The following is a 13,697-nucleotide window of genomic DNA, read 5'->3' on the forward strand; positions in this document are numbered from 1 at the left end:
GCATCCAGATGGGAGACCCGGTAAGGCGCACGGCCCAACCCCTGATGAGCGGCCACTCCGCTCCGCTCCGTACCACTCACGCCGACACCTCCGCTCCGGCGATGCGGTGCTCCCGCAGCCGCTCGTAGAAGGGGCGGTGGTAGGCGATGAGCGCGTCCACCCGCTCGGCGTCGGCCGGGTCGATCGGGTGCTCGTTGGCGGCGACGGCGAAGCCGCTGCTGCGGGACACGTCGCGGTGCCACGCCTCGGTCCGGGCCCACTCGGGGCGGGCACCCTGGTCCCAGGTCAGCGCGTCGGGCAGGAACGGCAGGCCGGTCAGCTCGCAGTAGCGGGCGACGACGGCGGGCGGGTCGGTGACGAGGTCGTCGCCGTCGACCACGACGGCGGGCACGCCGGCCGCCCGGACGACGTTGAAGATCTCGTACACCCGCTCGAAGCCGATCTCGTCGCGTTCGACGCCGCGGTTCATGGCGTAGTGCGAGCCGACGACGGCGGCGGGGTCGCGGATCATGAACGTGTTGGTGAGGTCGCTATGCAGCCGCGGGTCGGCGAGCAGGGCGTCGTAGCGGTAGTCGGTGGTCTCCTTGACGAACAGCCGCCGGTCGCCGGTGCGGGCCCGGTCCAGCAGGAGTTCGAAGAGCTCCTCGACGGAGGTGGCGGTGGCTTCGCCGAGATCGAACCGGCCGGTGGCGGCGAGGTTGGAGAAGGGTTCGTGCACGACGTCGAGGTCGCCGCGCTCGATGATCATGCGGAGGAAGGCGGTAGAGCGCGAACGCGGTACCGCCCACATGACGATGACGGGCGGGGTGCTCACTGCGACCACTCCGTCGGCTCCCGGTCCCAGCGGTGCCGGCGCAGCTCGTCCAGCAGGGCCGGGTCGAGCGGCGGGGCATCGCTGGTGGCGATGTTGGCGCGCACGTGCGGGAGGGTGCGCATGCCCGGGATGACGGTGCTGACCTGGGGGTTGGCGAGGATGAAGCGCAGCGCCGCCTCGGGCAGGCCGACCCCGTCGGGCAGGACGGCCTTCAGTGCCTCGGCCCGCGTGACGCTGGCCTCGAGGTTTGCCGGCACGAAGTAGCTGTTGCGCCAGTCGCCCTCGGGCCAGGTGCTCTCGCGGGTCAGGGTGCCGGTGAGGCTGCCCTCGTCGAAGGGGACCCGGGCGATGACGGCGATGTCCAGGTCGGCGCAGACGCCGAAGAGCTTGTCCTCGGGTGCCTGGTCGAAGAGGTTGTAGATGACCTGCACGGCGTCGATGAGGCCGGTCCCGAGGGTGTCGAGGACGTTCCACGGCTCCCAGCGGTTGACGCTGATCCCGATCCCCTCGACGAGGCCCTGATCGCGCAGGTCGGCCACGACCCGCTGCCACTCCGGCTCGCGGGCCCAGGCGTCCTCCCAGACGTGGAACTGCAGCAGGTCGATGCGCTCGACGCCGAGGTTGTCCAGGCTGCGGTCGACGTATTCGCGGATGTGCTCCTCGGGGAAGACGTCACCAATCGCCGAGTCCCGGGTGGATGGCCACCGGCGGTCCTTCGGCGGGATCTTCGTGGCCACCTTCAGCCCGCCCGCTGCCGGAGCCGCGCCGACGCCGGTGAGCAGTCCGCCGAGCAGCCGCTCGCTGTGGCCGCGGCCGTAGATCCAGGCGGTGTCGAAGAAGTTGCAGCCGAGCCGGACGGCCTCCAGCAGGGCTTCCTTGCCGGTGGTGTCGTCGGCGCCGGTCCAGCCGCCCTCGCCGCCGCCGATGCCCCACATGCCGTAGCCGATTTCGCTGACCGGCCAGCCGAGCCGGCCGAAGGTGCGATACCGCATCGATCGTCCTCCTTGTCCTCTGGGCCGCTCACACGGCGACGGCGAGTGGCTCGCGCCACCGGTTGCCGCCGGTGCCGAACCGGGTCTGCTGCAGGGCCCCGGACGCGGTGACGTCCACGGCGGTGGGGCGGGCGGTGCCGCGGTGCAACGTGAGCGTGACGGTGGCCGAGGCCCGTTCGAGCAGCGCGTCGAGCGCGGTCCGGGCGGACACGGCGGCCGGGTCGGCATACCAGGCCTCGTAGACGGCGGCGCCGAGGGTGCCGCTGAGCTGTTCGTAGAGCGCCCGCGAAGGCTGGTCGAGGCTGGTCTGCAGCACGCGCCGCCAGGCAGCGCCCAGCACCTCCAGCGCCGGCGCCTCGTAGACGCCGCGGCAGACGGTGCCGATGATGCGCCGCTCGACCACGTCGCGCAGCCACACGCCGTGGCGGGCGCCGAGTTCGCCGGCACGCCGCAGGATGGCGACCGGGTCCGGCCCGCTGCCGTCGATGTCGGTGATGCGGCCTTCGGCGACCGTCACGGTGACGGTGTGCGGGTCGTCGGGGGCGTCGGCGGGCCAGCGGCTCCAGCGGGGCCGCAGTGTGCGCGCGTCGACGGGCACCCCGAGGTCCTCGAGGGCCGCGGACTCGTGCGAGGCCCCGGCGAGCGAGGCGTCGGTCGACCAGTCGGCGCCGCTGCCCTCATCCAGCGGCAGGCCGGCCGCCTGAACCGCGTCGAGCATCGCCTCGCGGCCCGGGAAGCGGCGCAGCGCGGCGGGATCGGTCCAGGGTGCGTACACGTCCAGGCCCGGCGCTAACCGGGCGGTGTAGCGGGCAAATCGGCGCTGGTCGTTGCCGCCGCCGACGCAGCCGTGGGCGAGCACCGTGCGCCCCTCGGCGACCAGCCGCGGCGCGAGGTGCTCGACGAGCACGAGCCGGGCCGCGCCGGTGGTGTTCCAGTAGCCGCCGTCGTGACGGGCCTGGTAGCGCACGAGGTCAAGGGCGAGCGCGGCCATCGGGGCGCGCAGGTCGACGAGCGCGGCCGGCACCCCCTGCGCCCGCCAGGCGGCGACGATGGCCTCCAACTCGGCGGGCGGCGCTTGCCCGATGTCGGCGATCAAGTGGTGTGCGTCGATGCCCTGCTCGGCCAGCCAAATGCCCAGGGCGGTGCTGGACAGTCCGCCTCCCTGCAGCACGCCGACCGGGCGTTCAGCGAGTGACCCAACATACATGATCGATATGATATAGGCTGATCATGAAAAATCCGCAATACCCTTCGTGAACTGTCGCCGAATCCCGTCGAGCAACCGGATCTGACGGAGATCCGTCATCCGACATGAATCGGGCAACACCTTGTTCGAGCCCGACGACGCGGGGTAACGTCATTCGCCGTCGTCTCTACACAACGCCAGACGTTAACATTCATCGAAGCCACAGACCAGGCATTGTTAACGGATCGCGAACCATCTCGTGATTGACCTTTACAAATGCGTTACGGGATCCTGCAAACCCTTCCGTTCATCATTCGGTCATAGACCCAGGTCACAAGCCACCTTCTGTCCCGCCGCCGGCACGACCCTTCCGGCGGCGATCCAGCGTGCCCGGAGCCGCGTCATGACGAGCAACCCCACGACCGACCACCACCATCGAGCCGGCCGCGACGCCGTGCCGCACGGCATCGGCGAGGCCCGGGAGTTTCCCCGCAGCAGCTCGGTGCTCGACCTCTTCGAGGCCGTCGCGCGCGGCATGCCCGACCGCCCGGCCGTGAGCCACGGCCCGGCCCGCCTGACCTTCGCCGAGCTCGACGCCGCCGCCGGGACGGTCGCCGCCGCCCTGCACGAGCACGGCGTCGGCCCGGGCGACCTCGTGCCCCTCCTGATCGGCAACAGCCTGCACTTCCCCGTCGCCGTCCTCGGCGCGATGAAGGCCGGCGCCGTCTATGTGCCGGTCGACCCGGACTGGCCGGCCACCCGAATCCAGGGCGCGCTGCGTCAGCTCGCCCCCGCCGTCATCCTCGCCGTCCGCGCGACCGGGGCCGTCCTGCCCGTGCCGGACGCGCCCGAAGCGGCCGTACTGGCCGTCGACGACCTCCCGCCGGCACCGGCCGGCGCCCCCGCGCCCGGCGCGCGGCCGGGCCCCGAAGACCTCATCTACGGCTACTTCACCTCCGGCTCCACCGGGATCCCGAAGTGCACCCTCAACCACCACCGCGGCCTGGTCAACCGGCTCACCGCGATGTCCGGGCACTTCGGCGACGGCGCCGGGCAGATCGTGCTGCAGAACAGCCGTCCCACCTTCGACTCCTCGATGTGGCAGGTGCTGTGGCCGCTCACCACCGGCGGGCTTGTCGTCATCCCCGACCGGCGCGGCATCCTCGACCTCGAGGAGACCTGCCGGATCATCGGCCGGCACGGCATCACCATCACCGACTTCGTGCCGTCGGTGCTCAGCGCGCTGGTCGCCCTGCTGGAGCTTCGCCCGGACCTGGTCGCCGAGCTGTCCGGGCTGCGCCGCATGCTGATCGGCGGCGAGGCCGCCAACCGCCACGTCCTGCAGCGGCTGCACACGCTGCTGCCCGACCTGCGGGTGACCAACACCTACGGCCCCACCGAGTGCTCGATCGGCTCGGTCTTCCACGACATCGACCTCGACGCCGACCCGATCGCGGCATCCGGACAGGACGGCAGCATTCCACTGGGCCGGCCCATCCCGAACACCGCGGCGCTCGTCCTCGACGACGACCTGCGCCCCCTGCCGCCGGGCAAGATCGGTGAGATCTTCATCGGCGGCGAGTGCGTCGGCGCCGGATACCTTCATGACGCCGAGCGCACCGCCCAGGCGTTCGTGGACAACCCGTTCACCGCCGTGCCCGGGCCCACGCTGTACCGCACCGGCGACCTCGGCCACGTCGGACCGGACGGTCTGCTGCGCTTCGACGGCCGCCGCGACGACCAGGTCAAGGTCGGCGGCGTCCGCATCGAGCTCGCCGAGATCGAGCGCGCGCTGCTCGAGGTGGCCGGGGTGCGCGACGCCGCCGTGGTGGCCAGCGGCGAGGGCGCGGGCCGGTCCCTGGTCGCGTTCCTCACCGCCGGGCCGCCGGGCGAGCCGGCGACCGCCGCCGTCGTGGCGCACCTGCGCCGGCAGCTGCCCGCCGAGGTGGTGCCGCGCCGCCTGGTCCGCCTCGCGGAGCTGCCCCTGACACCCAACGGCAAGCTCGACCGGCGCCGGCTGGAACAGCTCGCCACCGAGCGGATCGCCGAGGCCGCCGAGCCCGCCGCCGTCGTCGCGCCGGCCTCCGGCACCGAGGAGCTCGTCGCCGGGGTGTGGCGTGAGGTGCTGCAGGTGGAGACCGTCTCGGTGGACGTCGCCTTCACCGAGTACGGCGGCACCTCCCTGCTGGCCCACCGCATCGGCACGCTGCTGGGCAGCCGGGCCGGACGACCGGTCGACGTCGCCGCGCTGCTGCGCGCCGACACCGTGCGCGACCAGGCCGCGCTGCTGCTCGGCGGGGGCCGGCGGGCCCGCGCGGACGGTGGCATCGCCCAGCTGGAGGCCGACCGGCGGGTGGCCGACCTCGGCGCCGTGCGGGCCCGGCCCGCCCCCATCCGCTCGCACCGGGTGCTCCTCACGGGCGGCACCGGCTTCATCGGCGCGCACCTGCTGGCCGAGTTGCTGTCCCGGCCGACGGTGCACATCGTCTGCCTCGTGCGCGCCGCCGACGTCCCGGCCGCCCGGGAGCGGCTGCGAGCCGCGCTGCGGCACTACCGGCTCGCCGAGGCACTCACCCGCTTCGACTACGCGCTGGGATACGGCCAGCTGCGCATCATCGCCGGCGACCTCGCGGCGCCGGAGCTCGGGCTGCGGCACGGCGCCTTCACCCGCCTCGCACACGAGGTCGACGCCGTGCTGCACGCCGGCGCGCGGGTGAACTTCCTGACCGACTACGCCGGCCTGCGCACCGACAACGTCCTCGGCACGCGGGAACTGCTGCGCCTGGCCCTGACCGGCGACGGCTGCCGGCTGCACGTGCTGTCCAGCTTCAGCGCGTTCGGCGCCGACGAGCTCGCCGGGCACGGCGGGGCGCCGATCGGCGAGGACCGCCTGCCCGACCCGGCCCGGCCGCCCGCCGACGGCTACAGCCGCTCCAAGCACGTCGTCGAGCACGTGCTGGAGGACTCCCGCCGCTACGGGCTGGACTCGGTCGTCTACCGGCTCGGCGAGATCTGGCCGCACAGCCGCACCGGAGTGCCCAACGCCGCCTCCATCGCGCACGGCCTGATCGCCGCGTGCGCGCGCACCGGCATCGTCTTCCCGATCACCGCCGCCACCGATCACCTGCCCGTCGACCTCGTGGCCGGGTACGTCACCACCGCGGTCACCGGCCGGCGCCCGACCGGCGACCGGGTGCACCTGCTGCGCCCCACCCCGCTGCGCTTCGCCGAGGTCTTCGACGCTCTGCTGGACCGCGGCATCGCCGAGCCCGCCGGCTTCCCCCGGTTCTGGGCCCGGCTGCACGAGCTCGTCGAGCGCGACGGCGCCGACGAGCTGCTGGTCCGGGCGGCGATGCTGCTGCCCGCCCCGCACGACGACGGCCCGGCCGCGCCGGCCGCCCTGGACGCGATGTTCACCGACAGTTCGCGCCACTTCGCCGTCGACCGGTTCACCAGTCACGCGCCGAGCATGGCGGCGCTGGTCACCCGCACCGCGCTGGACGACCTGACACCGTTCCTGGACGGGCTGGTCCCCTCCGACACCGGCGCCGGCCTGGGCGCGCGGCGATGATCAGCCACGCGTCGATGCGAGGATGCGGGCATGCCGCTGAACCTCGCACTCTTCCTCGTGTTCCTCGTCGCGATCCTGCTCATCTGCGTGACGCCGGGCCCCGACATGCTGTACCTCGTGGCGACCTCGCTGAGCCAGGGCCCGCTGGCCGGGGTGGTGGCGTCGGTCGGCATGGCGATCGGGATGCTGGTGCACACCCTCGCGGTGACGCTGGGACTCGGCGCGGTGCTGGCCGCCTCGCCGGTGGCCTACGAGGTGGTCAAGTACGGCGGCGCGGCGTACCTGATCTACATGGGCGTCCAGGCCTGGCGTACCCGCTCGGAGCCGGCGCGGACACCGGCGGTGCAGGACCGGGTCGCCACCCGGCGCGTGCTGTGGCGGGCCACGGTCACGAACATCCTCAACCCGAAGATCATCCTGTTCTACCTGGCATTCCTGCCGCAGTTCGTCGACGCCGGCCGCGGCCATCCGACGCTGCAGCTGCTCATCCTCGGCCTGACCTTCGTCGTCGTGGGCCTGCTGGTCGACTCGCTCATCGGGATCACCGCCGGCCGGCTCGGCCGGTGGCTGCAGCGACGCCGGGGGGCCGGCACGATCCTCAACCGCATCGCCGGCACGGTCTTCATCGCGCTCGCGGTCCGGCTGGTGATCTGAATGCGCGACACCGCAATTCATCGACAACGGGAGCACAGCCTTGACCGAGACAGCAGAGCGCCGCCCCGACGAGCCCGTCTTCACGGTGGTGGTCAACCACGAGGAGCAGTACTCGGTGTGGCCAGCCGGCCGCGAGGTGCCCGCCGGGTGGCGCGAGATCGGCGTGCACGGCACCCGGGCCGAGTGCCTCGCCCACATCGCCCAGGTGTGGACGGACCTGCGACCGCTGAGCGTGCGCCGATGACCCGCCCCGCGAGCATGACCCTCGAGGAGAAGCGGCGGGCGCTGCTCGAGCTACGGCTCCGGCGACGCCGCGAGGAGCAGGAACGGGTCACGCCGGTGCCGCGGGACGGGGCACTGCCCGGCTCGTACCAGCAGGAGGGGCTGTGGTACCTGCACCAGCTCGACCCGGCCTCGGCGGTGTACCACATCCCGCTCGCGCTGCGGCTGCGCGGACCGCTCGACATCGCGGCCCTGCGCGACGCCCTGCGTCGGCTGGTGGCCCGCCACGAGAGCCTGCGGACCCGGTTCGACGCGGACGGGCAGCAGCTCGCCGGCCCGCCACCGCCCGACTGGCCGCTGCCGGTGACCCCGGTGGCCGAGGCCGGCCTCGACGACTGGATCCGCACCGCCACGGACCGGCCGTTCGACCTGGCCACGGCGCCACTGCTGCGTACCGAGCTGGCCGGAGTCGGCCCCGACGACCACGTGCTGCTGCTGGTGCTGCACCACGTCATTGCCGACGGCTGGTCGCTGGGCATCCTGTGCACCGAGCTGTCCGCACTGCTGTCCGCGCCGGCCGGCACCGACCCGCTGCCGCCGCTGAGCATCCAGCCGGCCGATCACGCCGCCTGGCAGCGCCGCCGGTTGTCCGGCACCGCCCTCGACGAGCAGCTGCACTTCTGGCGCCGCACCCTGGACGGCATCGGGACGCTGGAGTTCCCGGCCGACCGGCCCCGGCCCGCCCAGCCGACCGGCGCAGGGGCTCTGCTCGCCCGGCCGCTGCCCGACGGGCTCGCCCAGCGGCTGCGGGCCCTGGCCGCCGCCGAGCGCGTGTCGTTCCTGGCCGTGCTGCTGGCCGGGTTCCTCACGGTGCTGCACCGCCACACCGGCCAGGACGACCTCGCCGTCGGGTCGGTCTTCTCGGGCCGCACCCGCTCGGAGATCGAACCCCTGGTGGGCTTCTTCGCCAACACGCTCGTGCTGCGCACCAGCCTCGCCGGGGACCCGACCTTCCGCGAGCTGGTGCGCCGCTGCCACGACACCGTCCTCGGCGCGTCCGCGCACCAGGAGGTGCCGTTCGGTCTCGTCGTCGACGCGCTGCGTCCCGATCGGGTGCCCGGCCGCAACCCGCTGTTCCAGGTCAGCTTCACGCTGCAGGCCAAGGCGGTCACCGAGGCCGCGCTCGCGCTGCCCGGCGTGAGCGTCCGCGCGCTGCCGCGGGCCGCGACCAGCGCCCGCTTCGACCTTGCCGTCGCCGCCGAGGAACGCCCGGACGACGGGCTCGACGTGACCGTGGAGTACTCCACCGAGCTGTTCGACGCCGGCCGCGTCGAGCGGCTCGTCGGGCACCTGACGACGGTGCTCGCCCAGGCGGCCGACGACCCCGACGCGCCCATCAGCGCCATCGAGGTGCTCACCGCGGCCGAACGCACCCAGGTCGTCCACGCGTGGAATCCGGCACCGGCAGCGCGACCCGGCGCCACCCTGCTGCACACCGTCTTCGCCAAGCGCGCCGCCGAGGCGCCCGCCCGCACCGCCATGCGCTTCGCCGGCGCCGAGCTCTCCTACGGCGAACTCGACCAGCGGGCCAACCGGCTCGCGCACCAGCTCATCGCCGCCGGGGTGAAGCCCCGCAGCCACGTCGGCGTGCTGCTGGAGCGCGGCTTCGAGCTGCCGGCCGCGCAGCTCGCGGTGCTCAAGTGCGGCGCCGCCTGGGTGCCGCTGGACCCGCAGTACCCGCGCGACCGCCTCGCGTACCAGCTCGCCGACGCCGGCATCGCGCTGGTGCTCACCACCGCCGATCTCGCCAACCGCCTCCAGGACGGCGTCGCCACCGTCCTGCTGGACGCCCGCTCCGGCGACGAGCAGCCCGCCACCGCGCCCTACGTGGACGTCGACCCCGAGGACACCGCCTACGTCATCTACACGTCGGGGTCGACCGGGCGGCCCAAGGGTGTGCTGGTGCCGCACCGGGCCGCCGTGCATTTCTGCCGCAACCTCGTCGAGCTGTTCGACCTCGGGCCGGGCGACCGCGTGCTGCAGCTGGCCAACCCGACCTTCGACGTGAGCGTGTCGGACTTCTTCGCCACCTTCACCGCCGGCGCCACCGTCGTCGGGGCACCCCGCACCACCCTGTTCGACCCCGACGCGCTGCAGGCGCTGATGCGCGACGAGCGGATCACCTACGGCGACATCCCGCCCGCGGTGCTGCGGCTGCTCGACCCCGAACCGCTGACCGACCTGCGCGTGCTGTTCATCGGCATGGAGCCGTTCGGCGCCGAGCTGGTCAACCGCTGGGCCCGGCCCGGCCGGCAGTTCCACAACGGCTACGGCCCGACCGAGGTCACCATCACCTGCACCGACTACCGCTGCCCGGACGAGCCGCTCACCGCCGCCCCGCCGATCGGCCGGGCGATGGCCAACCACCGCGCCTACGTGCTCGACCCGGGGCTGCGCCCGGTGCCGGTCGGCGTGCCCGGCGAGCTGTACATGGCCGGCGCCGGCCTCGCGCACGGCTACCTCGGCCGGCCCGACCTGACCGCGGACAAGTTCCTCCCCGACCCGTTCGCCACCGAGTTCGGTCTCGGCCGGGGCGAGCGCATGTACGCCACCGGCGACCTGGTCCGCTGGCGTGCCGACGGCCAGCTCGAGTTCCTCGGCCGCACCGACCGGCAGGTCAAGCTCCGCGGGCTGCGCGTCGAGCTCGGCGAGGTCGAGCACGCCGTGAACGGCTTCCCCGGCGTCCGGCAGAGCGCCGTGACGCTGCGGCAGGGCGGCACCGCCCAGGCCTACCTCGCCGCCTACGTCGTGCCCGAGCCGGGCCGGGCCGTCGACCTGGCCGCGCTGCGCGAGCATCTCGCCGAGCGGCTGCCGCTGCACATGGTCCCCGCCGCGCTGCACCACCTCGACGCGCTCCCGCTGACCCCGTCGGGCAAGGTCGACGAGGCCCGGCTGCCCGCGCCGGTCGAACCGGACGAGCAGCAGCCTCGCCAGGCGCCGCAGACCGCCACCGAGCGGCGCCTCGCCGGGCTGTGGGCCGGGCTGCTCGGCGCCGGCGAGGACCAGATCGGCGCCGAGGACACGTTCTTCGGCCTCGGCGGCAACTCGATGCAGTCGATCCAGCTCATCGCCCGCGTCCGCGACACGTTCGGGGTCGCCCTCGAGCCGCGCCAGATCTTCAGCGCCGCGCGCCTCGACCAGCTCGCCGCCCTCGTCGACGCCCTGGCCGCACCCGGGCCTTCGGCCGAGACCGTGCGGGCGGACGAGGACGAGGACGAGGAGATCGCCGCGCTGGAGGCCCTGCTCGCCCGGAAGCGGGCCGCGCGCGACGCCCAGCGAGCCCGCCCCGGCCCGGACCGCATCCCCGCCGTCCCGCGCGGCGCCCCGCTGCCCTGCTCGCACCAGCAGGAGGGGCTGTGGCTGCTGCACCAGCTCGACCCGGCCGCCACGACCTACCACCTCCCGCTCGCCCTGCGCATCCGCGGCGCGCTCGACCCGCGGGCGCTCGGCCGCGCGTTCGCCGCCCTGGTCGCCCGCCACGAGAGCCTGCGCACCCGGTTCGAGGAGCACAACGGCGTCCCGGTCCAGGTCATCGACCCGCCGCCGGCCGCGTGGCCGCTGCCGGTGCAGGACGTGACCGACGCCGACCGGTGGCTGCACGACGGCACCCACGCCCCGTTCGACCTGCGCACCGGGCCGCTGTTGCGCACCGGCCTCGCCCGCGTCGGCCCCGGCGAGCACCGGCTGCTCATCGTCGTGCACCACATCATCGCCGACGGCTGGTCCATCGCCCTGCTCACCGACGAGCTGTCCCGGTTGTACGCCGGGCAGACGCTCGCCCCACTGGACCTCCAGCCCGCCGACCACGCCGCCTGGCAGCGCGGCGGCGGCCCCGGCGCGGGCCCCGACGAGCGGCTCGCGGAGCACCTCGCCCACTGGCGGCGCACCCTCGCCGGCCTGCCCGAGCTGGAGTTCCCGGCCGACCGGCCCCGCCCGGCCCGCCCGACCGGCACCGGAGCCCAGCTGAGCCGGCGGCTGCCGGACGGCCTCGGCGACGCCGTCCGCGGTGTCGCCCGGCGCGAGCGGGCGACCTTCCTGGCCGTCGCACTGGCCGGCTTCAGCGTGGTGCTGCAGCGGTACACCGGCCAGGACGACCTCGCCATCGGCTCGGTCTTCTCCGGGCGCACCCGCTCCGAGCTGGAGCCGCTCGTCGGGTACTTCGCCAACGTCGTGGTGCTGCGGACGGACACCGCCGGCCGCCCCACCTTCGCCGAACTGGTCCGCCGCTGCCACGACACCGTGCTCGACGCGACCGCCCACCAGGATGTGCCGTTCGGCCTCGTCGTCGACCTGCTGCGGCCGGACCGGGTGCCCGGCCGCAACCCGCTGTTCCAGGTCAGCTTCAGCCTGCAGACCGCCGAGGTCGCCGCCGACGAGATCCGCCTCGGCGATGCCGCGGTCGAGCCGGTCGCGGCCGGCACCGACGGCGCCCGCTTCGACCTGACCGTCGCGCTGACCGACGGCCCCGCGGGCGAGCTCGACCTGGCGATCGAGTACTCCACCGAGCTCTTCGACGCCGACCGGATCGAGCGGCTCACCGAGCACCTCACCACGGTGCTGCGCGCGGCGACCACCGCGCCGGACACCCCGATCGACGCGCTGCCGCTGCTCGGCCCCGGCGAGCTGCGCACCGTCGTGCGGGACTGGAACCCGGCACCGGTCGCTCGGCACGGCGGCCTGCTGCACGACCTGGCCGCCGCGCACGCGACCACCCGGCCCGGGCAGGCCGCCATGCGCCACGGCGGCGATGAACTGACCTACGGCCGGCTGGAGGAGCGCGCGAACCGGCTCGCCCAGGTCTTGGCGCAGGACCACGGCATCGCGACCGGCCACCGCGTCGGCGTCCTGCTCGACCGCGGCCTCGACCAGCCGGTGGCCCAGGCGGCGGTGCTCAAGACCGGGGCGGCGTGGCTGCCGATCGACCCGCGCAACCCGCCGCAGCGCATCGCCTTCCAGCTCGCCGACGGTGCCGCCCGGGTCGTCCTCACCACCACCGGCCTGGCCGGGCTGCTGCCGCCGGACCTACCGCGGCTGTGCCTGGACGACCCGGCCACGGCGGCGCGGCTGGCGGCGGCGCCGGTCACCGCACCGGCCGCCGAGGTGCGCCCGGACGACCTGGCCTACATCATGTACACCTCCGGCTCCACCGGGACGCCGAAGGGCGTGATGATCCCGCACCGGGCGGCCGTGCAGTTCGCCCAGAGCACGGCCGCGCGCTACGCGATCACCGAGCGGGACCGGCTCGCGCAGGTCGCCAACACGGCGTTCGACGTGTCGATCTTCGACTTCTACGCGGCGTTCGCCGGCGGAGCCACCGTGGTCGGCGTCCCCCGCGACAGCCTGACCGACCCGGACGCCCTCGGCGCCGTGCTGCGCGACGAGCGCGTCACCGTGACCTACGTGCCGCCCGCGCTGCTGGGCCTCATGGATCCGCGGGTGCCGCGGGACCTTCGGCTGGTCATGGTCGCCGGCGAGACCTGCCCGGCGGAGCTGCCCGAGCGCTGGGCGGCGCCGCACCGCGAGTTCCGCAACGGCTACGGCCCGACCGAGACGACCGTCATCAGCACCGACCACCCGTGCCCGCCCGGCCGGTACGAGCTGCGGCCGCCGATCGGCCGGCCGATGGACAACCAGCTCGTGTACGTCCTCGACGCGGGCCTGCGCCCGGTCCCCATCGGCGTGGCCGGCCAGCTGTACATCGGCGGCGCCGGCCTGGCCCGCGGGTACGCCGGCCGGCCCGATCTCACCGCGGACAGGTTCGTGCCCGACCCGTTCGTCGCCGAGCCCGGCGCCCGCATGTACGCCAGCGGCGACCTCGTGCGCTGGCGCGCCGACGGCAACCTCGACTTCCTCGGCCGGGCCGACCGGCAGGTGCAGATCCGCGGCATGCGGATCGAGCCCGGCGAGATCGAGCACGCCCTCGCCGACCGGCCCGGCATCCGGCAGGCGGTCGTGGTGGTCAAGGACGCGGACACCGCCCATGCGCGGCTGGTCGCCTACGCCGTGCCGGAGGCCGGGGAGGCGCCCGACCCGGCCGCGCTGCGCGACGCGCTCGCCGAGCAGCTGCCGCCGCACATGGTCCCGCGGCAGCTCGTGCTCCTGCCGGAGCTGCCGCGCGACGCCAACGGCAAGATCGACCCGCGGCGGCTGCCCGACCCGGGCGAGGCCGCCGGTGGCCGGGACGTGCCCGGCGCCGGC

Annotated in this window: 7 protein-coding genes; 4 read left to right on the forward strand and 3 right to left on the reverse strand. The window is 74.3% G+C overall.

What is annotated here, in order from left to right:
• Nucleotides 1-76: 76 nt before the first annotated feature.
• From ABT297_RS40900 to ABT297_RS40910, 3 genes are read right to left on the reverse strand one after another with little or no spacing between them, the layout of a single operon-like run.
• Nucleotides 77-814 carry a sulfotransferase-like domain-containing protein gene (locus ABT297_RS40900; protein WP_350558827.1) on the reverse strand — a complete coding sequence of 246 codons (738 nt, stop codon included), beginning with the start codon at nt 812-814 and terminating at the stop codon, nt 77-79.
• The gene (locus ABT297_RS40905) at nt 811-1,806 is read right to left on the reverse strand and encodes an aldo/keto reductase (RefSeq protein ID WP_350558830.1); all 996 of its coding nucleotides are present in this window, start codon (nt 1,804-1,806) and stop codon (nt 811-813) included. Before ABT297_RS40905 ends, ABT297_RS40900 begins: the two co-directional genes overlap by 4 nt.
• Before the next feature lie 28 nt (nt 1,807-1,834).
• Nucleotides 1,835-3,013, reverse strand: a complete 1,179-nt coding sequence (locus ABT297_RS40910; protein WP_350558833.1) for an argininosuccinate synthase domain-containing protein — start codon at nt 3,011-3,013, stop codon at nt 1,835-1,837.
• A 382-nt stretch (nt 3,014-3,395) separates the two neighbouring features.
• On the opposite strand from ABT297_RS40910, the gene ABT297_RS40915 reads away from it, so the two are divergent.
• From ABT297_RS40915 to ABT297_RS40930, 4 genes are all read left to right on the forward strand, one after another.
• On the forward strand, nt 3,396-6,563 hold the full coding sequence (locus ABT297_RS40915; RefSeq protein ID WP_350558836.1) for a non-ribosomal peptide synthetase: 3,168 nt from the start codon (nt 3,396-3,398) through the stop codon (nt 6,561-6,563).
• A gap of 30 nt (nt 6,564-6,593) precedes the next feature.
• Nucleotides 6,594-7,217: a LysE family translocator gene (locus ABT297_RS40920; protein WP_350558839.1), complete on the forward strand. Its 624-nt coding sequence runs from the start codon at nt 6,594-6,596 to the stop codon at nt 7,215-7,217.
• 40 nt (nt 7,218-7,257) lie between these two features.
• Nucleotides 7,258-7,461 (forward strand): MbtH family protein, encoded by a 204-nt coding sequence (locus ABT297_RS40925; protein ID WP_350558842.1) that lies wholly within the window; start codon nt 7,258-7,260, stop codon nt 7,459-7,461.
• On the forward strand, nt 7,458-13,697 hold a 6,240-nt coding region (locus ABT297_RS40930; RefSeq protein ID WP_350558845.1), incomplete at its 3' end, for a non-ribosomal peptide synthetase. The genes ABT297_RS40925 and ABT297_RS40930, both read left to right, overlap by 4 nt.

This window comes from Dactylosporangium sp. NPDC000555, from assembly GCF_040300025.1.
Classification (GTDB): domain Bacteria; phylum Actinomycetota; class Actinomycetes; order Mycobacteriales; family Micromonosporaceae; genus Dactylosporangium.